The following is a 24,217-nucleotide window of genomic DNA, read 5'->3' on the forward strand; positions in this document are numbered from 1 at the left end:
GGTACCTCGTCCCACTGATGAACGTCCCAGCTCACCAATCGCTGAAAGTATGGTATGTCGTCCCACTGATGAGAGTCCCAGCTCACCAATCGCCGAAAGTATGGTACGTCGTCCTACTGATGAGCGTCCCAACTCACCAATCGCCGAAAGTGTGGTACGTCGTCCCACTGATGAGCGTCCCAGCTCACCAATCGCCGAAAGTGTGGTACGTCGTCCCACTGATGAGCGTCCGAACACTTCAATCGCCGAAAGTATGGTACGTCGCCCCACTGATGAGAGTCGCAGCTCACCAATCGCCGAAAGTATGGTACGTCGTCCCACTGATGAGCTTTCCAGCTCACCAATCGCCGAAAGTATGGTACGTCGTCCCACTGATGAGCGCACTAGCTCACCAATCGCCGAAAGTATGGTACGTCGTCCCACTGATGAGAGTCCCAGCTCACCAATCGCCGAAAGTATGGTACCTCGTCCCACTGACGAGCGTCCACACCCCAAATTCTCGAAAAGAGAGGTAGCGCGTCCCAATGCTGTGCGACCCTAAAGGGCAGCCTGTCTACTTTATATATCAAATGAATATAACGTTATATATATGTAATGTTTATTAACGAACAATAAAAATATGTCCATTATTTTATATGCATCGTATAAAGATAAACGGATTTTCGTGTTATATAATCTAATTAACAAGAGGAAACGAACATATGCGTAATAATACCTAACATAAAAAGGAGATGGTATACGATGGCAAAGGACAACGGTCCAATTCCCTATCTCCTACGAACCAATGGACTAACGAAGCGCTTCGGATCTCTGATCGCCAACCGAAGCATCGACCTGGAGGTGAGCCCTGGCAGCATTCATGCGATTCTAGGCGAAAACGGAGCGGGCAAAAGCACCCTCATGAAAATGCTGTACGGCGTATATGAGCCGGATGAGGGCGACATTTTCATGGATGGCGAACGGGTAGCTCTTCATCCGCCGACAAAGGCGCGGGCTCGGGGCATCGGAATGGTGTTTCAGGATTTTCGGGTCGTTCCCGCCCTGACGGTGCTGGACAACATCGCGCTGGCAGTCGAGTCCGGTTGGCGCTTCAACCGGAAGAAGCTGCGGCAACGAATCGTCGACACCTCGACCAAGTACGGACTGGCGGTCGATCCCGACGCCTACGTCTGGCAGCTCGATCTCGGGCAGCGGCAACGGCTCGAAATCGTGAAAGTGCTGCTGGCGCCGGGGACGCGGATTATCATTTTCGACGAACCGACCAGCGTACTCGTTCCTCAGGAAGTAGAGTCGTTCCTGAAGATGCTAGATCTGCTCCGCAAAGACGGATACGGCATCCTGCTCATCACGCACAAAATCAACGAAGTTCTCGCTTGCGCAGATCAGGTGAGCGTCTTGCGCAGCGGTCAAATCACGTATACGGCGGCTCGGGAGGACGGACTGGAAGGCGACACGCTAATCTCCGCCATGATGGGAGACAAGTCGCTGAAGCCGGTTATGAAGCCGGGAGCAGACACAGCGCGCGATACGGAAGCGGCTTTGCAAATCTCGGGAGGCAAGATCGTCGGGGACCATGGGGAGTCGGTGCTGACCGACCTTCAACTGACGTTGCCGAAAGGCCAAATCGTCGGCGTAGCAGGCATATCGGGGAGCGGGCAGCGGGAGCTTGCCGAGGTGCTGTTCGGATTAAGAAAGCTTACGGCAGGCACGTTGACGATCGGCGGAACGGAGATGAAAGAAGGGACGAAAGCGTTCATGGAGGCGGGGGTCAGCTTCGTCTCGGAGGACCCGATTAAGGAATCGGTCATTCCAGGGTTCAGCATCATGGAGCATATGGTGCTTGACGGCATCCCGCTGAAGCCTAAAGGAGCGGGTATCGACTGGAAGCATATCCGGAGCGAGCTCGACAGCAGCGTTGAGGCAGAGGCACTAGCTCTTGCGGACGGCAGCCGGAGAGCGGATACGTTATCCGGGGGGAACGTGCAGCGGATGGTTCTTACCCGGGCTCTCATCCGAAAACCGGAAATATTGATCATCAGCTACCCGAGCCGGGGGCTTGATATCGGCACGACGCGAACGATTCAGCAGCATTTGATCGAGCTGGCCGAGCAGGGAACCGCCATACTGTTATTTTCCGAAGATTTGGATGAATTGTTCAAGCTGTCCGACCAACTGGTCGTTCTGTCCGGGAAGCGGCTCATCGGCCCGTATCTCCCCTCCGAAACCGATGCGGCTCAAATCGGTTATCGCATGCTGAAAGGAGAATCTGCGTGAAACAACAAGCGAGCACGATCGCGTTGTCCGCCGGAAATCTATCCTTTCTCTCCCGCATTAAGCCATGGAGCATACAAGCTTTGATCATGCTTTCTCCGTTCGTCGTGTACGGCTTGTTCCTGCTCTGTTACGGAGTAAATCCGGTCGACCTCTACGTATCGATGGTGAAGTCCACGTTCGGCGATTTGTACGGCTTGGGAGAAGTGCTGTTAAAAGCGACTCCGTTCGTGCTGACGGGGCTGGCCGCGGCGCTTCCCGCCAAAGCGGGTCTCGTGAACGTCGGAGGCGAAGGGCAGCTGGCTATCGGCGCTTTGTTCGCCACCTGGTTCGGCGTGTTCTACTTGGGCGAATTTCCGGCATGGCTCGGCATTCCGCTCATGATGATTGCCGGAGCGTTGGGAGGAGCGGTATGGGCCGGGCTTGTAGCCGTATTGAAGGTCAAAGGCCGGCTGAACGAGACGATTACGAGCGTGCTTCTCAACTACGTCGCTACGTTCACGGTCGGTTTTTTCGTACATGGCTTGCTGAAGGACCCGGAATCGTTCAACTGGCCGTTTTCGCCGGAAATATCGTCATCGCTCCGGCTGCCTATCGTTGACGGTACGCGGCTGCATATCGGATTTGTCGTTGCGCTGGCGCTGGCGGCAATCGTCTGGTTCGTTCTATCGAAAACCCGGCTCGGCTTTCGCATTAGAGTGCTGGGAAGCAATCGGTTAGCGGCGCAGCGCGCAGGCTTCAACATTAACAAAATGTACTTCTGGGTTCTCATAGCCGCAGGGATGTTGGCAGGCATCGCGGGGATGATCGAAATTGCCGGCATCGAGGGACGTCTTCGGGCATCGACCGGGGTCAACTTCGGCTATCTCGGATTTCTGGCGGCGATGATGGCATGGAACAATCCGCTCAGGCTGATTGTCACGGCATTTTTGCTGGGGATGATCAGCGTTGCGGGCAATACGCTCGAAATCGGCTCGGGCTTGCCGTCTTCGTCGGTTAACATTCTGATGGCGCTCGTTCTGTTCTTCATTCTTGGCAGCGGAAGGTGGGCGAAGCGATGATTGCGGATATATTGACCGGAGCGATCCGGTCCGGAACGTCGGTTATGCTGGCCAGTCAAGGGGAGCTCGTGTCGGAGCGGGCGGGGGTTATTAACCTTGGAACGGAAGGGTCGATGCTGGGAGGAGCGTTGGGAGGCTTCGCGGTGACGGTCTGGACCGGCAGTCCGTGGCTCGGCGCATTGGCGGGAGGCTTGTGCGGCGTATTGATCGCTTTGATCCATGCCTTTCTCGTCTTAAGCTGCGGCGCCAATCAACTGGCGACCGGTCTGACGATTATGTTCTTCGGAATGGGAGTGACGGCTTTCTTCGGCCGGGATTTCGTCAGCGAGCAAATTGTCGGCTTCAATCCCGTCGCTATTCCGCTTCTCTCGGATATTCCTTTTCTAGGGCCGATCTTGTTCGATCACGATCCGCTCACCTACTTGTCCATTCTGCTCGTCCCCCTCTTATGGTTCATCATCTTCCGGACGAGGGTCGGCATTATGCTTCGGACGGCCGGGGAGAGGGAGGAAGTGCTGTTCGCCAGCGGCATCAATCCGAAGCTTGTCCGTTACTTGGCCGTGTTGGTTGGAGGTTTTCTGGCGGGGCTGGGCGGCGCGCAATTGTCGGTGGCTTATACGCACAGCTGGGTCGAGAACATGACCGCAGGACGCGGCGTCGTCGCTGTCGCCCTCGTCATCTTCGCCTCGTGGAAGCCGGCAAGAGCGATGCTTGGAGCGTACTTGTTCGGAGCGGCGCAGGCGCTTCAACTGACCGTTCAGCAGCAAGGGCTCGCGATTTCTCCGTTCTTCCTGTTCATGGTGCCGTATCTGTTGACGCTGCTGGCTCTGCTCATTGTCGAGCGCAGACAGAAGAGCCAGACGCCGGAGGCGCTGGGCAAGGTGTTCGCGGGAGAAGCCGGCGGATAGCGGCCGTCTGCCTTAACGAAGGTTTGACGCAACAAGCGATAGATATAAAAAAAGTGGAGGGAACCATCATGAAAAAAAGAATCAAGAGAACGACAAGCAGTCTTGTATTCGGATTTTTGGCGCTCGTTCTGCTCATCACCGGCTGCAGCCAGCCCGGCAACGATTCGAAAGACGCAAGCGGCATGGCCTCGCCGTCGGCAAGCGCGGAGCAAAGCGCGATGGGTACCGGAGGAAGCGCGGTCGGCTTTATCTTCGTCGGTACAAAGGACGATTACGGTTACAACCAAGCCGCTTACCTGGGAAGCGTGGCGGTGGAGAAGGCTTACCCGGATTTGAAGGTGCTTCGCGCGGAGAACGTGCCGGAGACGGCCGAAGCGGAACGCGTCATGGAGCAAATGATCAAGGACGGCGCGAAAATCATTTTCCCGACCTCTTACGGTCACTTGGAGCCCGCGCTTAACGTGGCGAAGCGTCATCCCGACGTCGTGTTCTTCCACCAAGGCGGATTGAAAACGTCAAGCAACCTCGGAACGTACTTCGGCACCATCTGGGAGCCGGTATACCTCGCCGGAATCGCGGCAGGCAAAATGTCCAAAACCGGCAAGCTCGGCTACATCGTATCCGTTCCGATTCCGCAAGTGCTGCTCAACGTTAACGCTTTTACCCTCGGCGCTCAATCGGTCAATCCGGATGCGAAGACGTCCGTCGTATTCACGGGAAGCTGGTGCGATCCGGGCCAGCAAGCGAATGCGACGAACTCGCTCATCGACAGCGGCGTTGACGTTCTCAGCTTGCATCAGGATTGCATGAAGACCGTTATTGAAACGGCGGAACGCAGAGGAGTCATGACGGTAGGCTACCATGCCGACGCATCGTCCCTCGCTCCGAAAGGCTGGATCACCGGCTCGGCGTGGAACTGGTCCGACTTGTTCGTCGACATGGTCAAAACCGCTCAAGAAGGCAAATTCAAGGGCAGCAAATACGATGGCAAATACCGAGGAACCCTTGCCGACAACGTCGTGCAGCTCGGCTCGTTCGGAGCGAACGTCCCCGCCGATGTCGTGCAATTCGTCGAAGGCAAGAAAGACGAGCTATTGAAAGGAACGCTGAAGCCGTTCGTCGGCCCTGTGAAGGATCAGTCGGGAGCCGTCCGCATTAAAGAAGGCGAGACGCCGACCGTGGAGCAGCTTGAAGGCTCGGACTACTTTGTCGAGGGCGTGATCGGCAGCATTCCTAAGTGAGAATGAAGCGCAGCATCTAGTGAACGGACGGTATCGATTGCCGTGAAGGACGGAGCTTCGGAAGGCTATGCCAAGCCGGTGCGAAAAAAGACAGGGAGGGTAACCGAATCATGACCGTTTCGCAAACAACAGTGAAAACAGCGGAAGCAATGGAATGGTCGCTCATGCCGGACCATGTCGCCCTCTATCATCGCGAAATCGTGTCGGCGGCCGAGGCCGACGCTATGGGCGTCAGGGCAAGCTCGGTACTGTGGGAGAAGATCGGCGTCGGCGGCGCCGTTCTTCCGCACTACCATAACGTGGCGGAAATCATTCATATTACGGTTGGCAAAGTTCGTCTGCTCTGCAACGGCGAATGGAAGTCCTACCAAGCCGGGGATACGTTCCATGTGCCGGCGGGAGTCGTTCATTCGGTCGTCAACGACGATACGGCTCCGACGGAGCAGATCAGCATCTTCCTACCGGTGGAAGAGCAAGTGCCGCCGAATCGGTTCTTCGAAACGACGCAGGTGGCGATTCCGACCGAACGGCCGCTTCAAGGGCAATAGAAGGAGGGGGGCGCGTTGGCGATGAACGAAGTGAAGGACGCTCTGCCTTACGAGTTTGCATTCGATCCGAACCGGACGGCGCTCGTCGTTATCGATATGCAGAACGACTTTTGCTCGCCCGGCGGCTTCGGCGAAAAGCTCGGCAACGACATTGCGCCAGCGCGAGCAATCATACCGGTCATTCGGAAGCTGCTTCAGTCGGCGCGAGAGGCCGGATTGCTGATCGTTCATACGCGGGAAGGCCATCTGCCGGACTTGTCCGACTGTCCGCTCGCCAAGCTGGAACGAAGCCGGAGGCAAGGAGCGGGCATCGGCGACGAAGGTCCGATGGGGCGCATTCTCGTTCGCGGCGAGCCGGGACATGCGATCGTTCCCGAGCTTGCCCCGCTGGAGGGAGAGCTCGTCATCGACAAGCCGGGCAAAGGCGCGTTCTACAAGACGAATCTGGAGCCGCTGCTGGAGCGGAACGATATTCAATCGCTTCTGCTATGCGGAGTTACGACTCATGTGTGCGTGCATACGACGCTGCGCGAGGCGAACGATCGCGGATACCGGTGTCTCGTGCTCGAAGACGCGACGGCGGCGTTCGATCCGGCGGACCAGCAAGCGGCTCTTCATATGGTGCGGCAGCAGGGCGGCATTTTCGGGTGGACGTCCTTTGCACAGCCGCTTATGGAAGCTTTGGAGCGATAGCGGCAATGGCCGTTGCAGGAAAGGAAGAGCAGCTATGGACGACGCGATAAGAGAAGGGTTTTCGGTTAAAGCCTTGTTCGATGTTCCCCACTTCAAGGACGCCGTTCTGCTCGGCGGCAGCGCGGGCTTGGATAGCCTCATTAGCCGAATTAACGTGATGGAGGTGCCCGACGTCATCGATTGGGTTCGGCCCGGCGAGCTGCTGATGACGACGGGGTATCCGTTCAAGCACGATCCCGGTTTGCTGGTGCCGCTCATCGAGCAATTGGCGCAAAAAGGCGTCGCCGCTCTCGGCGTGAAAACCAAACGGTTTTTCGACCAAATACCGGAGGCGGCTATCGAGGCGGCCAACCGTCACGGGATGCCTCTCATCGAGCTGCCGCCGGGAACGACGTTCTCCGATGTCGTCCGCGAAGTGATGGAGCGGGTGCTCATCTCGGAATCGAAAGACTTATCGATCCTGCAAGGGCGGGTACAAGGCCTGTCTCACGTGCTGTTGCACGGAGACGGGCTGCCCGCTTTTCTTACCCATTTGCAGGCGATGATTCGCAATCCGGTCATCCTGCTCGATCCGCACAACCAGCGAACAGCCTCTCCCGATGCGGAGCCGCTATGCCGGCTCGTCGAAGAGTCGGAATGGAACAAGTTCCGCACCGATCAGATGCTTGAGACGAACGTACTGCAGATCGGCGAGCGTAGTGTCCGCGTCCACGTGGCGGCGGTTCCGGACGGGCAGTTTCGCTCTTACCTGCTGCTGATTCTGGAAGACACGACCGATTATGGCACCGTCGATTCGCTCACCGTCAATTGGGCGGGACGGCTGCTCGGGTTTGAAATAAGCAACATGCAGGCCAGAAAAAACATCGAGGTCAAATATTTCGATCAGTTTCTTCAGGATTGGCTGGCCGGACGAATCGTGTCGGTCGTCGATTTGCGGCTGCGGGCCGAGGCTTGCGGGTGGCCTCTTGCCGACGATGCGTCCTACATGGCGGGCATCGTATCATTCCGGGAGCGAAAGCCGGACGTCAAAGCGCTTCAGGAGCTGGCGAAGCGGCTCAATTGGGAGAGCGTCACTCGCCGGTGCGAAGTGAAGTGGACCGTTCTGGAAGGCGAGCTCGTCGCGTTGTTTACCCTGCGGGGTGAGGATAGCGGCGACGAAGCGCGTCGTCAGCTGACGGGCAGCGTTTGGAATTTCATGAGGCCGATGCTTCAGGAGAAGCGGGCATCGCTATGCTTGGGCAGAGAAGCGAAAAGTCAAGGCGAAGTGGCCGGAAGCTACCGGGACGCGAAGCGAACCACGGATATTAGGCGCGTCTGCCAGTTGAAGGAGGAGACGGTACGCTACGGCGAGCTGGGCATCTACATGCTGCTGTACCGGCTGCAAGGAACCGAGGAATTGGAGGAATTTAAGAGGCTTTACCTGCACCCTCTGCTTGAGTTGGACCGCAAGCAGCAAGGAGCGCTATTAAACACGCTGCGGACGTACTTCGAGTGCAACTGCAACGCGAAGGAGACGGCGGAGCAGATGTTTCTTCACTACAATACGATCAATTACCGATTGGATCGGATCAAGAACGAGCTTGGCCTTCGGCTGGACGATCCGGAGACGAAGCTTTTGCTTCAGCTCGCGATTCGATCGAACGATATTCAGTAGCCGCTGCACAGGACGTTAGAATTTTAGAATCATGGGCGAAATGGCGAAAATAGCGAAAATGACGAAGAACCCTTCGCAGGGTCCTCCGGGCGACGATTGTTGAGTTCGTGAGACGTTACCAACGTTGCTGATGCAACTCAGCGCTTCGGTTTGTGGAGCACTTTCGTGCGTGTGTTACAGACAAGTGTCTTTGGCACAACCCCTCCAGTTTCCTACTACGTGTGGAAAACTATACTCCGTTGTTGCTCCAACTTGTTCAATGGAACCACACCTCTCGTTCCGTCGCCGATAATTAGAATGCCCATATCGGTCCGTCTTATACTTCCCGATTTTGAATCAGGTTTTGAATCTTTTCCATTTCCGATTATGATTCGATGTTTCCGGGAACCGCTCGCCCGCCCGAAGCCGCACGTGCTTCGGGTTATTAACGTTCGTGTGAAAGGCGGCTTCGCCTATTTCGGCATATTCGCCGTCGTTAGGTACGCGGTCGCCGGGATTGAATTCGGACTGTTCGCCCATTCTGATCACCTCCGACCTATAGTGTTACGGAAATGACATGGGCCTATTCCGTCAGCGAAAGATCATGTTGACTATATACCCCTAAGGTATACAATACCCCATAGGTATAAAGAAAGTAAGACATCCTAGGGGGAATGATTTCATGACAAGCAGAACAATCGTGATCGTGGGCGGAGTAGCGGGAGGAGCCTCGGCAGCGGCGCGCTTGCGTCGTTTGAACGAGAATGACAGGATCATTATGTACGAGAGAGGCGAGCATATTTCCTTCGCAAATTGCGGGCTGCCTTATTATATCGGGGAGACGATTACGTCGCGGGAGAAGCTGCTTATCCAATCTCCCGCCGCTATGAAGAATCGGTTCGAGATCGATGTGCGCACAAGAACGGAGGTCATTCGAATCGACCGCGAGCGGAAGCAAGTTCACGTCCGCAGCGCGGAGACGGGAATGGAAGCCGCCCAGCCTTACGACTTGCTGCTGCTGTCGCCGGGAGCGAGACCGATTATGCCTGATATTGAAGGCTTGCGGGAGGCGAACAACGTTTTCACTCTTCGCAACATACCGGATACCGATCGCATTAAGCGGTATGTGGACGAGCGAAAACCAGGCCATGCCACAATCGTCGGCGGCGGCTTTATCGGAATCGAGATGGCGGAAAGCTTAAGGGAACGAGGAATGGACGTTGCCTTGCTGGAGAGGAACGCTCAGGTGCTTGGCCCGCTTGACTTCGAAATGGCCAAAGCAGTCGAGCGGCATGTGGCGCAGAAAGGCGTAAAAGTCGTTCTTAATACCGCAATTGCCGCTGTCGAGCGCGCAGGAACTCGAATTCGGCTCGATTCCGGAAAGATAATGGATACGGATATGATCATTATGGCGATCGGCGTTGAGCCGGAAAATATTCTTGCGAAGGAAGCGGGACTGGAGCTCGGCGTTCGCGGAGCCATTAAGGTGAACGAGCATTTGCAGACGAGCGATCCTGCGATTTATGCGGTAGGCGATGCTATTGAGGTAAAGGATCGGATAAACGGCTTTGACACGGTCGTTCCTCTGGCATGGGGAGCCAACCGGCAAGGGCGATTGGCGGCCGATCATATGAACGGCAGAGAAGCGGTCTATCGCGGCGCTTACGGCACGGCTATCGTCAAAGTATTCGATTTGACGGCGGCGGTGACCGGCAGCAATGAGAAGACGTTGCGTAAGCTCGGCATCCCGTTCGAGACGATTCATATTCATCCGAATTCCCACGCCGGTTATTATCCGGGAGCCGCTTCGATAGCGCTCAAGCTTCTTTTTGACCCGTCGACCGGCGCTATCCTCGGAGCTCAAGCTGTCGGGTCGGAGGGTGTGGACAAGCGGCTCGATGTAATCGCGACGGCTATAAGGGCGGGGTTGCGCGCCCAGGACTTGGCTGATCTGGAGCTGTCCTATGCGCCTCCATATTCGTCGGCCAAGGATCCGGTGAACATGGCCGGTTATGTCGCTTCCAATGTTATGGAGGGGCTCGTTCGGACGATGCAATGGCACGAGGTCGACGGTTTCGTCGCCGAAGGCGGTCTGTTGATCGACGTGAGGGACGCGGTAGAAAGGGATTTCGGTTACATTCCCGGCTCCGTCAATATCCCGGTCAACGATTTGCGGGAACGATTAGGCGAGCTGCCCAAAGACAAGGAGCTCGTCGTATCCTGTCAGGTAGGACTTCGCGGATACATCGCCGCCCGGATGCTTGCGCAGCACGGGTTCCGCGTACGGAACGTCGACGGAGGCTACAAAACGTATTCGGCGGCGATGTGGAAGGACGAGGAATCGGCCTCGTTTCCGTCGAATGATTCCAAGAGGGAATCGGCGCCAGTGCAGGTGCAGCCGGAGACGCAACGGCCGACGAAGTCGGTTCTCGTGGATGCTTGCGGCATGCAATGCCCGGGTCCGATCATGAAAGTATACGAGGCGATGGCGGAGCTCGGCGAAGGGGATTTGCTTGAGGTGAAGGCAACCGACTTCGGCTTTTCCAGCGACATTAAGAAGTGGGCGGAAAAATCGGGGCATTCGCTGGAATCGCTGGATACGTCCTCCGGAGTCGTCCATGCGACGATTCGAAAAGCGAAAGCGGCAGAACGACGGATGACGACGGGACGGCAGTCGGAAACCCGCGACGGGACGACCATGGTCGTCTTCAGCGGAGATTTGGACAAGGCGATCGCTTCGTTCATTATAGCCTCCGGCGCGGCTGCGATGGGGAAGAGCGTGACGATGTTTTTTACCTTCTGGGGATTGAACGTTCTGCGCAAGCCGGACGCGCCGTCCGTGCGCAAATCCGGTCTGGAGAGGATGCTCGGCTTCATGATGCCGAACAGCAGCAAGAGCTTGCCGATGTCCAAGATGAATATGGCCGGAATGGGGCCCCGCATGATCCGTCACGTCATGAAGAAGAAGAACGTCGATTCTCTTGAGCAATTAATGGACGGGGCGATCCGTGCGGGCGTGAAGCTGGTCGCTTGTACGATGAGCATGGACATTATGGGGATCAAACGGGAAGAGCTGATGGACGGCATTGAGTACGGCGGGGTGGCGACTTTTCTCGGCGATGCGGAAGATGCCGGGGTGAACTTGTTTATCTGACGAAAAGGGGCGATGGGAAAATGGAGTATAACAGCCAGATCCAGAACAGGCTTAAGAGGATAGAAGGGCAGATTCGCGGCGTTCTCGGCATGATGGAGGAAGGCAAGGACTGCCGAGACATCGTTACGCAGCTGACGGCGATCCGGACGGCTGTCGACCGGTCGATCGGCCTGGTCATCGGTTCGAACCTGGAGCATTGCATCCAAGACGAGCTGAAGAACGGGAACTCCCCGGATAAGGTTATCCAAGAAGCGGTGGAGCTGCTGGTCAAAAGCCGTTGATGCATGGTTGGAATCGGTTGATCGGACAGAGGAACTATCGGCAAAGCATTGATTTTATCGGGCAGCGACGGCGAGGATAGGCAAAGTGCTGCCAAAGATGTTGTCATTGACCGGGACCGTCTGACTGTGTTAAATTATTTAAGTATGCGATTAGACGCATATCCTTGCTCTCCCGCCGAATGGCCTGTCCATGCGGTATCAGAAGGGGAGGGCCAAAGACCAAAAGGAGGTATACGGAAGATGCGCAACTACGAGTTGATGTACATTATCCGTCCAGACGTGGAATCCGAATCCGTTCAAGCTGTCGTGGAAAAATTCCAGGGCATCATCGCGAACGGCGGAGAGATCGTAAAGCATGATCTGCTTGGCAAAAAGCGGCTTGCTTACGAAATCAACAAACACCGCGAAGGGACTTATGTACTGGTTCATTTCAAGGGAACGTCCGCAATCGTGACGGAACTTGAACGCGTATTGAAGATTACGGATGAAGTTATCCGTCATATGGTCGTTCGCGACGTCGTCAGCGCGTAAGAACAGTACGGAAGCCCGGCGGGTTACCGCCGCATCCGTCATGAACGGGGAGGGAAATGTTCCATGTTGAACCGGGTCATTCTGATCGGACGCTTAACCAAAGATCCTGAGCTTCGCTACACGCCGGCCGGAGTAGCTGTCGCCCAATTTACGCTGGCGGTGGATCGCCCATTCTCGCGCGAGCAATCGTCCGAGAGGGAAGCGGATTTCATCCCTATCGTCGTATGGCGTCAACTGGCCGAGACGTGCGCCAACTACCTTCGCAAAGGCCGCTTGGCCGCCGTGGAAGGCCGCATGCAAGTGCGGAACTACGAGAACAACGAAGGCCGTCGCGTTTACGTGACGGAAGTGGTAGCCGACAATGTGCGCTTCCTGGAGTCGCCGAACCGCGAGGGCGGGGCTTCGCAAGGAAGAGACGAGTTCGCCGGCAATAGCGGGAACTCGGGCGGAGGCGGATACGGAGGAAGCAGCCGCAGCAGCGGACCTCGGAATAGCGGGAACAACAATCAAGATCCCTTCGCCGATGACGGCAAACCGATAGATATTTCGGACGATGATTTGCCATTTTAACTGGAAAGGACGACTGAACTCATGAGCGAACAACAAGCAGCAGCTCCAGCAGCCCGTGAAGAGCGCACTTATACGCCACGCGAAAATCGTGGTCCGGGAGGCGGCGGCGATCGCGAGCAACGCGAGCCCCGCAAATTCCGTCGCGGACGCAACAAGCGCCGCAAAGTGTGCTATTTCACGGTTAATAAAATCAAGCACGTCGATTACAAAGACCTGGACCTTCTTCGCAAGTTCATCAGCGAGCGCGGCAAAATCTTGCCACGCCGCGTAACGGGAACGAAAGCGAAGTATCAGCGCATGCTGACGGTAGCGGTCAAACGCTCCCGCCAAATGGCTTTGCTTCCTTACACGACCGAGTAGTCGGCGAATAAAAATCCTCCTAGCTTACAGGAAACTGTCGGCTAGGGGGATTTTTTTATTTTTGTTCACATTGTGATTTTTATCACAAACACCGCCGACAGAACATGTTACGCTGAAATCAACAAAAGACGGGAGTGATGATCGCCATGAAAACGATGGAGACGCGGATTACCGAAAATTTATTGAGGTTTTGCTATCCTTGTCCGCACGCCGACGAATGCACGACGGAGGAGGATTGCCGGGCATGCTGGGCGGAGAGAGCGGCTATCGAGGACGAGGAAGAAGAAGGCCCCGCGCTCACAAGACGCCTGTTAAGAGAGTGCGAGGAGATATAGTCGGCGGGGCTCGATCGGCTCCGGCAGTGTCACGAGATCGACTTAGATCTTGTGACAAAGATCACATCCAAAGCCATACAAAAGTTGGATACTGAAGGTGCGCGGAAGACGAGAGTTCATGGAGTCTCCTGCACGACTACGAACTAACCGATCTCTAATCTCATTGACTAGTTGGGAGCGTGAGCGGAATGAAAACGATAGTTCACGGCACGAATTTGCAGCCGACGGAGGCTCTTCGCTATTACACGGAGCAAAGAATGGCCCGGCTGGAATCTTACCGGCTGGAAGGGGCGGAGGCGCACGTCCAGATGACGGTCGTCGGTCACAAGGGTCTTCATAAAGCGGAAATTACGCTTCATGGACACGAGGCCACTTTTCGGGCGGAGGAAGTAACGGAGGATATGTACGCTTCCGTAGACGGATCCGTCTCCAAGCTGGAGCGGGCCGTCCTGAAGTTCCGCCAGAGGAGAAAGGATCTTCATCGCCGGCCCGCAGAGCATGCGATCAGCGCGCCGCAGCCGCCGGAAGGGTGGGAGGATGCTCCCGATGGAGAGCCGTTCCCGGTTATCCGCGTCAAGCATGTGGAAGCCAAGCCGGAGAGCGTTCAGGAAGCTCTGCTGCAAATGAACATCCTCGATCATTCCTTCCGCCTGTACACGAATGACGAGACGAATCGGGTGGAGGTCGTGTATCGCCGCAAAGACGGGGGATACGGGCTCATCACAACAACTTAACCGCAACTATTAAACGAAATTTTTCAAGAGTCGCGCCTATACAAGGGAGGTCATTTTCATGTTCAATCGCATTCTCGTTGCTTATGACGGTTCAGAGTTATCCCGCAAGGCGCTTGATAAAGCCATTTCGCTTGCTACGGAGCAAGGAGCTTCCATCGTCGCCGCGCATGTGTACCAGCTGCCCGTGTTCGTAATCGGTCAAGGCTACGCTTTGCCGAACGATTTTTTGGTTCAAATGCGGGAGCGGGCTCGGCAAAACGTAGCGGAGGCGGAGAAGCTGCTGGATCGGCTGCCGAACTCCAAAGCAGTGCTGCTCGAAGGCGTTCCGGACAAAGAGATCGTGGAATACGCGGAAGCGAACGGGATCGACCTGATCGTTATGGGCAGCAGGGGACTGGGAGCGATTCGCGAGATGGTGCTTGGGAGCGTCAGTCACAGAGTCGTTCAGCATGCCAAAGCTTCGGTGCTTGTCGTAAAAGAATAGATCGTTATTAGGGGAGGAATTCAATATGGCCGTAAAAGAAAACGTTGGCGCAAAAGAGGTTTCGTCGCAGACGGAGGTTCATCGCTTGGCGGAACGCGCCAGAAGGGCGTTCGAAGCTTATATGGAGCTCGATCAGGAGCAGGTAGACAAGATCGTGCAGCAGATGGCGCTGGCCGGACTGGATAAGCATATGCTGCTGGCGAAAATGGCGGTAGAGGAAACCGGCCGGGGAGTGTACGAGGACAAGATTACGAAGAACCTGTTCGCTACGGAATATATCTATCACAGCATCAAGAACGAGAAAACCGTCGGTGTCATCGAAGACAATCCTTACGAGAGCTATCGGAAGGTTGCCGAGCCGGTCGGCGTTATAGCGGGCATTACGCCGGTGACGAACCCGACGTCGACGACGATGTTCAAGGCGCTCATCGCAGCCAAGACGCGGAATCCGATCATCTTCGCCTTCCATCCGTCGGCGCAACAGTCCAGCGCGGAAGCGGCGAAGACGCTGCTTGACGCCGCTGTTGCAGCGGGGGCTCCCGAGCATTGCATCCAATGGATCGAGCATCCGTCGGTGGAAGCGACCGGGCTGCTCATGAACCATCCCGACGTCGCTCTTGTCCTCGCTACAGGCGGCTCCGCCATGGTAAAGGCCGCATACAGCACAGGCAAGCCGGCGCTCGGCGTCGGACCGGGCAACGTTCCTTGCTTCATCGAGCGGACGGCGGATCTGGAGCAAGCGGTGACCGACCTGATTTTGTCCAAGACGTTCGACAACGGCATGATCTGCGCTTCGGAGCAGGCGGTCATCCTCGATGAGCCGATCTACGACAAGGCGAAAAAGCTGATGATCGACAACGGCTGTTATTTCCTGAACAAGGAAGAGACGGAAGCCGTATCGAAGCTCGTCATCAATCCCGAAAAATGCGCCGTCAACGCCGTCATCGTCGGCCAGCCGGCCGTGAAAATCGCGGAAATGGCGGGTCTGACCGTACCGGCAGGCACGAAGGCTCTTGTTGCGGAGCTGACGGGCGTCGGCGAGAAGTACCCGCTGTCCGCGGAGAAGCTGAGCCCGGTGCTCGCTTGCTATAAGGTCAAAACAGCTGAGCAAGGCATCGAGCGAGCCGCGCAAGTCGTCGCCTACGGCGGCATGGGTCACTCGTCGGTCATCCATTCGAACGACCAAGCGGTGATCGCAGCCTTTTCCGCCCGCTTGCAGACCGGACGCATTATCGTGAACGCGCCTTCGACGCATGGAGCGATCGGCGATATTTACAATACGAACCTTCCATCGCTTACGCTGGGCTGCGGCTCTTACGGTCACAACTCGACGACGTCCAACGTCACGGCGGTCAACCTGATCAACGTGAAACGCGTCGCTTACCGCACGACCAACATGCAATGGTTCAAGGTACCGCCCAAAATCTATTTCGAGAAGGGCTCCACGCAGTACCTGGAGAAAATGCCCGATATTACCCGGGTGATGATCGTGACCGACGGCTCCATGGTGCAGCTGGGCTATGCCGAAAAGGTTGAGTATTACCTTCGCAAGCGGAGAACGCCGGTCGCTATCGAAATCTTCTCCGACGTTGAGCCCGATCCTTCGGTCGATACGGTCGAACGCGGCACGCGCGTCATGGCGCAGTTCAAGCCGGACTGCATCATCGCTCTCGGCGGCGGCTCCCCGATGGATGCGGCCAAGGCGATGTGGCTGTTCTACGAGTATCCGGATACGAGCTTCGATTCGTTGAAAATGAAGTTTCTGGACATTCGCAAACGGATATACAAATACCCGCGCCTCGGACGCAAAGCGAAGTTCGTTGCGATTCCGACGACGTCGGGAACCGGCTCTGAGGTAACGTCGTTCGCCGTCATTACCGACAAGAACAAAGGCAACACGAAGTATCCGCTGGCCGATTACGAGCTCACTCCTGACGTTGCAATCATTGACCCGGACTACGTGTACAGCTTGCCTAAGACGGCAGTCGCGGACACCGGTATGGACGTGCTGACTCACGCTATAGAAGCTTATGTATCGGTTATGGCGAATGATTACACGAACGGACTCGCTCTTCAGGCGATCAAGCTCGTATTCGAGAATTTGGAAGCTTCTTACCATAAGGCCGACCCGAAAGCGCGGGAGAAAATGCACAATGCGTCGACGATCGCAGGCATGGCGTTCGCCAATGCGTTCCTCGGCATCAACCACAGCTTGGCGCATAAGTGGGGAGGCCAATATCATACGGCTCACGGACGTACGAACGCGATTCTAATGCCGCACGTCATTCGCTACAACGCGCAGAAGCCGACGAAGTTCGCTTCGTTCCCGAAATACGATCATTTTGTTGCCGACCAGCGCTATGCAGACATCGCCCGCTTGCTCGGGCTGCCGGCCCGCACGACGGAAGAGGGCGTGAACAGCTTGATCGAAGCGATCCGCAAGCTGAACCGTTCGCTCGGCATACCGGAATCGTTCCAGGCAATCGGCTTCGAAGCTAACGATTTCGAGAGCCGGGTTGACTACCTCGCCGACCGCGCCTTCGAGGATCAATGCACGACTGCCAATCCGAGAATGCCGCTCGTGACCGAGCTGGCTGATGTCTATCGCAACGCTTTCTACGGCAAATTCGAGTAACGGAATTCAGTAGGGAGGAACGGAAAATGGCGACAACGGAAAAGGGACTGAGAGCGGCGTTGGAGGGGGAGGTTCGGAAGCCTGGAGAGGCTTTCGAGCCGGACGTTGGCAGCGGCATATCGATGTGAACGACTTTTTGGGGCTTAACCTGACGCCGTATGAGGGCGACGAGTCGTTCCTCGCTTCTCCGACCGAAGGAACGCAGCGTCTGTGGGAAGCCGTTCTGGAGCTTATGAAGCGGGAACGGGACAACGGCGGCGTGCTTGACGTCGACACGGAGACAGTATCTACGATTACGTCCCATGGACCGGGATATATCGATCCCGCGCTTGAGAAGGTCGTCGGCTTGCAGACGGACGCTCCGCTTAAGCGCTCGGTTCAGCCGTTCGGCGGCATCCGCATGGTGGTGGACGCTTGCGAGGCTTACGGGTATAAGATCAAAGACGAGCTCGTAAGCCTGTTCACCGACATTCGCAAGACGCACAACCAAGGCGTGTTCGATGCCTACACGACAGAGATGAAGCTTGCGCGCAAGGCGGGCATCATTACCGGGCTGCCCGACGCTTACGGGCGCGGCCGCATTATCGGCGATTATCGCCGGGTTGCGCTGTACGGCATCGATCGGCTGGTCGAAGCGAAGAAAGAGGATTTGCTTCAGCTGGAAACCGACGCGATGACGGAAGAGGTCATTCGGGCGAGAGAAGAGCTATCCGAGCAAGTCCGTGCGCTTGGCGAGCTGAAGCGAATGGCGGCCTCTTACGGTTATGATATCGGGAAGCCTGCCGCAACGGCTTCAGAGGCGATCCAATGGTTGTATTTTGGGTATCTCGCAGCGATTAAGGAGCAAAATGGCGCCGCCATGAGTCTGGGGCGGGTATCGAGCTTCCTGGATATTTATACGGAACGGGATTTGCGGGAGGGACGCTTGACGGAAGCGCAGGCGCAGGAGCTTGTCGATCATTTCGTCATGAAGCTTCGTATCGTCAAATTTTTGCGGACACCCGATTACAATGAGCTGTTCAGCGGCGATCCGACCTGGGTGACGGAGTCGATCGGCGGCATGGGCAACGACGGCAAGACGCGGGTGACGCGCAACTCGTTCCGGTTTTTGCACACCTTGTACAACCTTGGGCCTGCTCCCGAGCCGAACTTGACGGTGCTATGGTCGACGCGGCTGCCCGAACCGTTCAAGGAATATTGCGCCAAGGTGTCCGTCGATACGAGCTCCATTCAATACGAGAGCGATGATCTGATGAGGCCGGTCTATGGCGACGACTACGGAATCGCATGCTGTGTGTCCGCGATGAGAATCGGCAAACAGATGCAGTTTTTCGGAGCGCGGGCGAATGCGGCGAAGGCGCTGCTATATGCGATTAACGGCGGCGTGGACGAGAAGCTTGGCATTCAGGTCGGTCCGGCGCTCGCTCCGCTTGCCGGAGATACGCTGGATTACGATACGGTGACGAAGCGGTACGACGAGATGCTCGAATGGCTGGCGCGTCTATATATGAACACGCTGAACGTCATTCATTACATGCACGACAAGTACAGCTACGAGCGCATCGAGATGGCTCTTCACGATGCGAATATCGTTCGCACGATGGCTTGCGGCATCGCCGGCTTGTCGGTTGTGGCCGACTCGCTTAGCGCGATTAAGTATGCCAAGGTTCGTCCGATCCGCAACGAGAAGGGGTTGGCCGTCGATTTCGAGATCGAGGGCGATTATCCGCAATACGGCAACAACGATGCCCGAGTGGACGACATCGCCGTCGGCCTGACGGAAGCGTTCATGAGCAAGCTGCGCAAGCATCGGACTTATCGGGAAGCGGTGCCGACGATGTCGGTGCTGACGATTACGTCCAACGTGGTGTACGGGAAGAAAACCGGCAGCACGCCGGACGGGCGCAAAGCGGGAGAACCGTTCGCGCCGGGGGCGAACCCGATGCACGGACGGGATCGCAAGGGCGCGCTGGCGTCGCTGAATTCCGTCGCCAAGCTTCCTTACGAGAGCTGCCTCGACGGCATATCGAACACGTTCTCGATCGTGCCGAAAGCTCTTGGCAAAGAAGCAGACACGCGAGTTCGCAACCTCGTATCGTTGCTGGACGGCTACGCGGTCAAGGGCGGCCACCATCTGAACATCAACGTCTTCAACCGGGAGCAGCTTCTCGATGCGATGGAGCATCCGGAGCAATATCCGCAGCTGACGATTCGGGTGTCCGGCTACGCGGTTCATTTTATCAAGCTGACCCGCGAGCAGCAGATGGACGTCATTAACCGGACGTTCCACGGAAGCATATAGCCAGCGGGGGAGCCGGAAGCCAGGCCATAGAGAGAAGGTGTTATGCCGTGCATAAAGGAAGAATTCACTCGCTCGATACGTTCGGGACGGTGGACGGACCGGGTATCCGGTTCGTCCTTTTTCTTCAAGGGTGCGCTTTGAGATGCGCATACTGCCACAATCCCGATTCCTGGGACGCTCAAGCCGGGACGGAGATGACCGTGGAGCAGGTGCTGTCGGAGATCGAGCCTTACGTCGACTATTACCGCAGCTCGGGCGGGGCATTACCGTTACCGGCGGCGAGCCGACGCTGCAAGCTCCTTTCTTAGCGGAGCTGTTCCGGGAATGCAAGGCCCGGTTCGGACTTCATACCGCTCTGGATTCCTCCGGCTTCTGCGAGCCGTCTCATGCGGAAGATTTGCTCGCGGTGACGGACCTTGTGCTGCTGGATCTAAAAATGATGGATCGGACCGCTCATATTGCGCTGACGAGTCAGCCCAACGACCGGATTCTCGCCTTCGCCAATCATTTGTCCGCCAGAGGCGTTCGGATGTGGATTCGCAGAGTTATCGTCCCCGGCGTAACCGACGGCGAAGCGGAGCTGCGAGAGCTACGCGGCTTTATTGATGGTTTGGCAGGCGTTGACAAGGTGGAAGTCCTTCCCTACCACCGGATGGGCGTGTACAAGTGGCAGCAGCTCGGTCTCGCCTATCCGCTCGACGGTATCGTCGAGCCGAGCGAAGGAGAAGTGCAGAGGGCGAGACGCATACTGATTGACGGCTAGTCGAATTTGTTCTGATTCGCTGTACGGATTCCCGTCTCACAGTCGGATGAAGCTGGGACGGGAAAGGTACATAGGAACGAAGAAACGGCAACGTGTTAGTGGAACAGCGTGAAAGAAAGTTAGTTGAAATGCACGAGGGCAGATGCACTAGACGTAGCAGATGAACTAGTTGCACTAGGCGTGTCCGATGCAACAAACACACCAAACGCACCAGACGCACCAAACGCACTAGACGTATCAGACGCATCAGACGCACCAAGCGCACCAGACGCACCAAACGCACTAGACGCACCAAGCGCACCAAACACACCAGACGCATCAGACGTACCAGACGTACCAGACACACCAGACGCATCAGACACACCAGACGCATCAGACATACCAGATACACCAGACGCATCAGACGCATCAGACGTACCAGGCACACCAAACGCATCAGACACACCAGATACACCAGATGCATCAGACGCACCAGACGCACCAGACGCATCAGACGTACCAGGCACACCAAACAAACATTTACATGTAAAAGGTACAGTTAATATCGTGAGAATCCTCTGATCCAAGATAGTTACCTGCATTCCGTACAGCTACTTGGACTTGAAATAACTAGAAACGGTAAAATCGTTCGAAATACCTGCACATTGTGCAGTTGAGAAACGAACGAACTCCATAAGCAATCGAATACCTGTAGGATATACAGCTAAACCCACAAGCAGCCGAATAGCTTCGCTATGCAGCTCAAACAAACATTTACATGCAGAAGATACCGTTAATATCGTGAGATTCCTCTGATCCAAGATAGTTACCTGCATTCCGTACAGCTACTTGGACTTGAAGTAACTAGGAACGGCAAAATCGTTTGAAATACCTGCACATTGTGCAGTTGAGAAACGAACGAACTCCATAAGCAGCCGAATATCTGTAGGATATGCAGTTAAACTCACAAGCAATCGAATACCTGTAGGAGATGCAGCTAAACCCACAAGCAGTCGAACGCCTGTGCGCTATGCAGCTGAAGCACAGAGAGCCGCCCTACATCAAGTACCGCAAGTAAATGTACACGCTAGCCATGAGGACTGACAGCAGCATAAGCGGGAAGCCGATTTTCATATAAGCTACAAATTTAATCGGGTGGCCTTCCTTGCCGGATAGCCCCGCTGCGATCAGGTTCGCGCTGGCGCCGATCAGAGTGCCGTTGCCCCCAAGGCAAGCCCCCAGCGCGAGACTCCACCATAGCGGCTCCAGATTCGTTACCCCCATGTTGCCCATCTCCTGAATGAGCGGGATCATCGTCGCGACGAAAGGAATGTTGTCCAGGAATGCGGAGGCGATCGCGCTCATCCAGAGAATGAGCATGGACGTCGCGAGAGGATCGCCGTTCGTCAATTCTACGGCTTTGACCGCCAATTCCGAGATGACCTTCGTCTCCACCAACCCGGATACAAGAACGAACAAGCCGACGAAGAAGAAGATTGTCGTCCATTCCACCTTGGTCAGCGCGTTCTCCATCGCATGCTCTCCGGTCAGCAATAGCAGCAGAAACGCGCCGGCCAGAGCGACGGTGGCAGATTCGAGGTGCAGCGACTGGTGCAGGAAAAACCCGATGATAGTTAGACCGAGAACGGACAAGCTCTTCGTTAATAGTTTGCGATCGGTAATGAGCCGGCTGGAGTCCATGCTCATAATGCTCTGAGTCAGCTCGGGCGTCGTCTGAATCTTTTTGCGGAAGATGAGAACGAATAGCGGGACGTAGCTGGCCATGATAAGGATGACGATAGGTGTCAAATTGTTAATGAACGCCGCAAACGTAAGCTCCTTGACCGCACTGCCGATCATGATGTTCGGAGGATCGCCGATGAGCGTCGCGGTGCCGCCGACATTGGAGGAGATGATCTGCGAGATCAGGAACGGAATCGGCGATACTTGCAGCTGGCGCGTAATGCTGAAGGTGACCGGTACCATCAGTAGAATGGTCGTGACGTTGTCGAGAAAAGCGGAACCGAACGCCGTGATCAGCGACAAAGCGACCAAGATTCGAACCGGATTTCCTTTCGCCTTCTTGGCAGCCCATACGGCAACGAATTTGAACAATCCCGTCTCCGCCGTAATGGACACGATGATCATCATGCCAATCAGCAAGCCAAGCGTATTGAAATCGATGTGGTGAATGGCCGTTTCCTGGTCTACAATGCCGAAGGCCACCACTAACAGCCCGCCGATCATGGCGACGATGGTTCGATGAATCTTTTCCGAAATAATGAGTGCATAGATGACGAGAAAAATTCCGATGGCAATTTGAGCTTGATGATCCATAATGACCTCCTGAACAGGGGATAAAGGCTAAAAAAGACAAAAAGAAGCCTGTCGATGACAGGCTCCTCCGGTAACGCGCAAAATATTCATTTGCATTCCATTCTACAGACAGATGAAGGAAAAGTAAACGAAAAACGAGCGAAAATGCCGCTTAAGCCGCTCCGGCGAAATTCGTCGATCATCCGCCTTGTAGATTAAAAAGCTTTAATCCCACATTTTGTAACCGTTCATGCTGCAACCCGACCCTCGCTCTTATCGTATTTTTGTCGGTATGGCGAAGAGAAGGGAAGCGAAAGAAATGAACAAATTAAGTCGATGGAAAAAAACGATGCTAGGCTTGATCATAGTAGTCGTCATTGCGGGCGCTGTCGGATATACGAATAGGGGGCGCTGGCTGCGCTCGGATATGAGTGGTTTTTGGCCGACAAAGTCGAAAAGCAGCTGGCAGACTCGTACCATCCGCTCGATAATCGTCCGTCGGATGCGGAGCCGCCTCAAGCTCAAGCGACGGAGCCATTCAGCATGCTCATCATGGGCGTAGATGCCCGCAAAAACGAGCGGGGACGCTCGGATACGCTCATCTATACCGTCGTTCGGCCGAAGGACGGCAACGTGCTCATGATTTCGATCCCGCGAGATACGTATGCGGACATCGTCGGCAAGGACAAGAAGGACAAAATCACGCACTCTTACGTATACGGCGGACCGGAGATGGCCGTCGCCACCGTCGAAAAGCTGCTGGACGCAAAGGTCGAGCATTACGCTTCGATTAATTTTCAAGGGTTTGTTGAGGTCGTCAATACGTTGGGAGGCATCTCGCTTCCCATAACGAAGGATCTCGTGAACGATGATCCGGGTCACGAGAAGTTCGTGGTCAAAGCCAATCAAAGCTCCTACGACGGCAAAGACGCTCTTAACTACGTCCGCTACCGCGAGGATGCGGGCGGCGACGTGTCCCGAACGGAACGAAATCGCGAATTTATCGAGTCGATCATCCGCAAGACAGCCTCGCTGAAGCAATGGAGCAAAATCCCCGAGGTGCTCGGAATCGTAGGCGACAATTTCCGCACCGATCTTGCGCCGGAGTCGATGTCCGATTTGACCAAGCAATTTTTGCAGGTGGACCATCGCATTCAGAGCTATACGCTCAAGGGCGTGGGCAAGCGGATGGGACCGTCGAACTTGTGGTATTTTGTCGCGGACGAGGACGATTTGACGGATATTCGCCAGACGATCGCAGCGTGGATGAACGCCGATACGCCTGTGGAACAGCTGAAAGCGCCTGGGCAAAAAAAGGCGGATTCCGCCGACAAGAGCGCGAAGGTGCCTGCGTAGTCGGTCCGGTCCGGTCATCCGGTCATGGTGAGATCGGGGGAGCGCATGCTATAATGAGAGAG

The 24,217-nt window shown here is 55.8% G+C and carries 20 protein-coding genes and 1 pseudogene; 19 read left to right on the forward strand and 2 right to left on the reverse strand.

The genetic code is table 11. From position 1 onward, the window contains the following. Window positions 1-741: 741 nt before the first annotated feature. The 7 genes from D3H35_RS24150 (at window position 742) to D3H35_RS24180 (ending at window position 8,376) form a co-directional block, all read left to right on the forward strand. Window positions 742-2,274 carry an ABC transporter ATP-binding protein gene (locus tag D3H35_RS24150; RefSeq protein ID WP_119151703.1) on the forward strand — a complete coding sequence of 511 codons (1,533 nt, stop codon included), beginning with the start codon at window positions 742-744 and terminating at the stop codon, window positions 2,272-2,274. After that, window positions 2,271-3,332, forward strand: coding sequence for an ABC transporter permease (locus D3H35_RS24155; RefSeq protein ID WP_233568122.1), 1,062 nt, complete (start codon window positions 2,271-2,273; stop codon window positions 3,330-3,332). Before D3H35_RS24150 ends, D3H35_RS24155 begins: the two co-directional genes overlap by 4 nt. Beyond that, window positions 3,329-4,240 carry an ABC transporter permease gene (locus D3H35_RS24160; RefSeq protein WP_119151704.1) on the forward strand — a complete coding sequence of 304 codons (912 nt, stop codon included), beginning with the start codon at window positions 3,329-3,331 and terminating at the stop codon, window positions 4,238-4,240. Before D3H35_RS24155 ends, D3H35_RS24160 begins: the two co-directional genes overlap by 4 nt. A 68-nt stretch (window positions 4,241-4,308) precedes the next feature. After that, window positions 4,309-5,481 (forward strand): BMP family ABC transporter substrate-binding protein, encoded by a 1,173-nt coding sequence (locus D3H35_RS24165; RefSeq protein WP_233568123.1) that lies wholly within the window; start codon window positions 4,309-4,311, stop codon window positions 5,479-5,481. 110 nt (window positions 5,482-5,591) lie between these two features. Continuing rightward, entirely contained in the window at window positions 5,592-6,029 is a 438-nt protein-coding gene (locus tag D3H35_RS24170) for a cupin domain-containing protein (protein WP_119151705.1), read from the forward strand. Window positions 6,030-6,050: 21 nt separating this feature from the next. Next, window positions 6,051-6,722: a cysteine hydrolase family protein gene (locus D3H35_RS24175; protein WP_119151939.1), complete on the forward strand. Its 672-nt coding sequence runs from the start codon at window positions 6,051-6,053 to the stop codon at window positions 6,720-6,722. 34 nt (window positions 6,723-6,756) lie between these two features. Further along, on the forward strand, window positions 6,757-8,376 hold the full coding sequence (locus D3H35_RS24180) for a PucR family transcriptional regulator (RefSeq protein WP_119151706.1): 1,620 nt from the start codon (window positions 6,757-6,759) through the stop codon (window positions 8,374-8,376). A 336-nt stretch (window positions 8,377-8,712) separates the two neighbouring features. On the opposite strand, the gene D3H35_RS24185 is transcribed toward D3H35_RS24180, so the two are convergent. Then, the gene (locus tag D3H35_RS24185; protein WP_119151707.1) at window positions 8,713-8,895 is read right to left on the reverse strand and encodes a YjzC family protein; all 183 of its coding nucleotides are present in this window, start codon (window positions 8,893-8,895) and stop codon (window positions 8,713-8,715) included. 142 nt (window positions 8,896-9,037) lie between these two features. On the opposite strand from D3H35_RS24185, the gene D3H35_RS24190 reads away from it, so the two are divergent. The 11 genes and pseudogenes from D3H35_RS24190 (at window position 9,038) to pflA (ending at window position 20,504) form a co-directional block, all read left to right on the forward strand. Next, a complete protein-coding gene (locus tag D3H35_RS24190) occupies window positions 9,038-11,509 on the forward strand; it encodes a DsrE/DsrF/DrsH-like family protein (protein ID WP_119151708.1) in 2,472 nt (823 codons plus the stop codon). A gap of 20 nt (window positions 11,510-11,529) precedes the next feature. Next, window positions 11,530-11,790: a metal-sensitive transcriptional regulator gene (locus tag D3H35_RS24195; RefSeq protein WP_119151709.1), complete on the forward strand. Its 261-nt coding sequence runs from the start codon at window positions 11,530-11,532 to the stop codon at window positions 11,788-11,790. Window positions 11,791-12,030: 240 nt separating this feature from the next. Then, window positions 12,031-12,321: a 30S ribosomal protein S6 gene (rpsF, locus tag D3H35_RS24200; protein ID WP_119151710.1), complete on the forward strand. Its 291-nt coding sequence runs from the start codon at window positions 12,031-12,033 to the stop codon at window positions 12,319-12,321. 63 nt (window positions 12,322-12,384) lie between these two features. After that, entirely contained in the window at window positions 12,385-12,891 is a 507-nt protein-coding gene (ssb, locus tag D3H35_RS24205; RefSeq protein ID WP_119151711.1) for a single-stranded DNA-binding protein, read from the forward strand. Window positions 12,892-12,912: 21 nt separating this feature from the next. After that, the gene (gene rpsR / locus D3H35_RS24210; protein WP_119151712.1) at window positions 12,913-13,251 is read left to right on the forward strand and encodes a 30S ribosomal protein S18; all 339 of its coding nucleotides are present in this window, start codon (window positions 12,913-12,915) and stop codon (window positions 13,249-13,251) included. 146 nt (window positions 13,252-13,397) lie between these two features. Beyond that, window positions 13,398-13,586, forward strand: a complete 189-nt coding sequence (locus D3H35_RS24215; protein WP_119151940.1) for a hypothetical protein — start codon at window positions 13,398-13,400, stop codon at window positions 13,584-13,586. A gap of 188 nt (window positions 13,587-13,774) precedes the next feature. Continuing rightward, complete coding sequence (hpf, locus tag D3H35_RS24220; RefSeq protein ID WP_119151713.1) at window positions 13,775-14,320, forward strand: ribosome hibernation-promoting factor, HPF/YfiA family; 546 nt, start codon at window positions 13,775-13,777, stop codon at window positions 14,318-14,320. A 58-nt stretch (window positions 14,321-14,378) separates the two neighbouring features. Continuing rightward, complete coding sequence (locus tag D3H35_RS24225) at window positions 14,379-14,804, forward strand: universal stress protein (RefSeq protein WP_119151714.1); 426 nt, start codon at window positions 14,379-14,381, stop codon at window positions 14,802-14,804. Between the two features lie 25 nt (window positions 14,805-14,829). After that, window positions 14,830-17,439 (forward strand): bifunctional acetaldehyde-CoA/alcohol dehydrogenase, encoded by a 2,610-nt coding sequence (gene adhE / locus D3H35_RS24230; RefSeq protein ID WP_119151715.1) that lies wholly within the window; start codon window positions 14,830-14,832, stop codon window positions 17,437-17,439. A 124-nt stretch (window positions 17,440-17,563) separates the two neighbouring features. Then, complete coding sequence (gene pflB / locus D3H35_RS24235; RefSeq protein ID WP_325050146.1) at window positions 17,564-19,741, forward strand: formate C-acetyltransferase; 2,178 nt, start codon at window positions 17,564-17,566, stop codon at window positions 19,739-19,741. A gap of 47 nt (window positions 19,742-19,788) precedes the next feature. After that, a pseudogene (pflA, locus tag D3H35_RS24240) lies at window positions 19,789-20,504 on the forward strand (pyruvate formate-lyase-activating protein). 1,035 nt (window positions 20,505-21,539) lie between these two features. On the opposite strand, the gene D3H35_RS24245 reads toward pflA, so the two are convergent. Then, on the reverse strand, window positions 21,540-22,820 hold the full coding sequence (locus tag D3H35_RS24245) for an ArsB/NhaD family transporter (RefSeq protein WP_119151717.1): 1,281 nt from the start codon (window positions 22,818-22,820) through the stop codon (window positions 21,540-21,542). Between the two features lie 417 nt (window positions 22,821-23,237). Here D3H35_RS24245 and D3H35_RS24250 point away from each other — a divergent pair, with 417 nt between their 5' ends. After that, window positions 23,238-24,155, forward strand: coding sequence for an LCP family protein (locus D3H35_RS24250; protein ID WP_119151718.1), 918 nt, complete (start codon window positions 23,238-23,240; stop codon window positions 24,153-24,155). The last annotated feature ends 62 nt before the right edge of the window (window positions 24,156-24,217 follow it).

Origin of the sequence: Cohnella faecalis (assembly GCF_003570905.1) — a bacterium.
Classification (GTDB): Bacteria; Bacillota; Bacilli; order Paenibacillales; family Paenibacillaceae; genus Cohnella; species Cohnella faecalis.

Coding starts and splice junctions, on each gene's coding strand:
- D3H35_RS24150 (WP_119151703.1), top strand. CDS start 742: ATGGCAAAGGACAACGGTCCAATTCCCTATCTCCTACGAACCAATGGA.
- D3H35_RS24160 (WP_119151704.1), top strand. CDS start 3,329: ATGATTGCGGATATATTGACCGGAGCGATCCGGTCCGGAACGTCGGTT.
- D3H35_RS24165 (WP_233568123.1), top strand. CDS start 4,309: ATGAAAAAAAGAATCAAGAGAACGACAAGCAGTCTTGTATTCGGATTT.
- D3H35_RS24170 (WP_119151705.1), top strand. CDS start 5,592: ATGACCGTTTCGCAAACAACAGTGAAAACAGCGGAAGCAATGGAATGG.
- D3H35_RS24175 (WP_119151939.1), top strand. CDS start 6,051: ATGAACGAAGTGAAGGACGCTCTGCCTTACGAGTTTGCATTCGATCCG.
- D3H35_RS24180 (WP_119151706.1), top strand. CDS start 6,757: ATGGACGACGCGATAAGAGAAGGGTTTTCGGTTAAAGCCTTGTTCGAT.
- D3H35_RS24185 (WP_119151707.1), bottom strand. CDS start 8,895: ATGGGCGAACAGTCCGAATTCAATCCCGGCGACCGCGTACCTAACGAC.
- D3H35_RS24190 (WP_119151708.1), top strand. CDS start 9,038: ATGACAAGCAGAACAATCGTGATCGTGGGCGGAGTAGCGGGAGGAGCC.
- D3H35_RS24195 (WP_119151709.1), top strand. CDS start 11,530: ATGGAGTATAACAGCCAGATCCAGAACAGGCTTAAGAGGATAGAAGGG.
- rpsF (WP_119151710.1), top strand. CDS start 12,031: ATGCGCAACTACGAGTTGATGTACATTATCCGTCCAGACGTGGAATCC.
- ssb (WP_119151711.1), top strand. CDS start 12,385: ATGTTGAACCGGGTCATTCTGATCGGACGCTTAACCAAAGATCCTGAG.
- rpsR (WP_119151712.1), top strand. CDS start 12,913: ATGAGCGAACAACAAGCAGCAGCTCCAGCAGCCCGTGAAGAGCGCACT.
- D3H35_RS24215 (WP_119151940.1), top strand. CDS start 13,398: ATGAAAACGATGGAGACGCGGATTACCGAAAATTTATTGAGGTTTTGC.
- hpf (WP_119151713.1), top strand. CDS start 13,775: ATGAAAACGATAGTTCACGGCACGAATTTGCAGCCGACGGAGGCTCTT.
- D3H35_RS24225 (WP_119151714.1), top strand. CDS start 14,379: ATGTTCAATCGCATTCTCGTTGCTTATGACGGTTCAGAGTTATCCCGC.
- adhE (WP_119151715.1), top strand. CDS start 14,830: ATGGCCGTAAAAGAAAACGTTGGCGCAAAAGAGGTTTCGTCGCAGACG.
- D3H35_RS24245 (WP_119151717.1), bottom strand. CDS start 22,820: ATGGATCATCAAGCTCAAATTGCCATCGGAATTTTTCTCGTCATCTAT.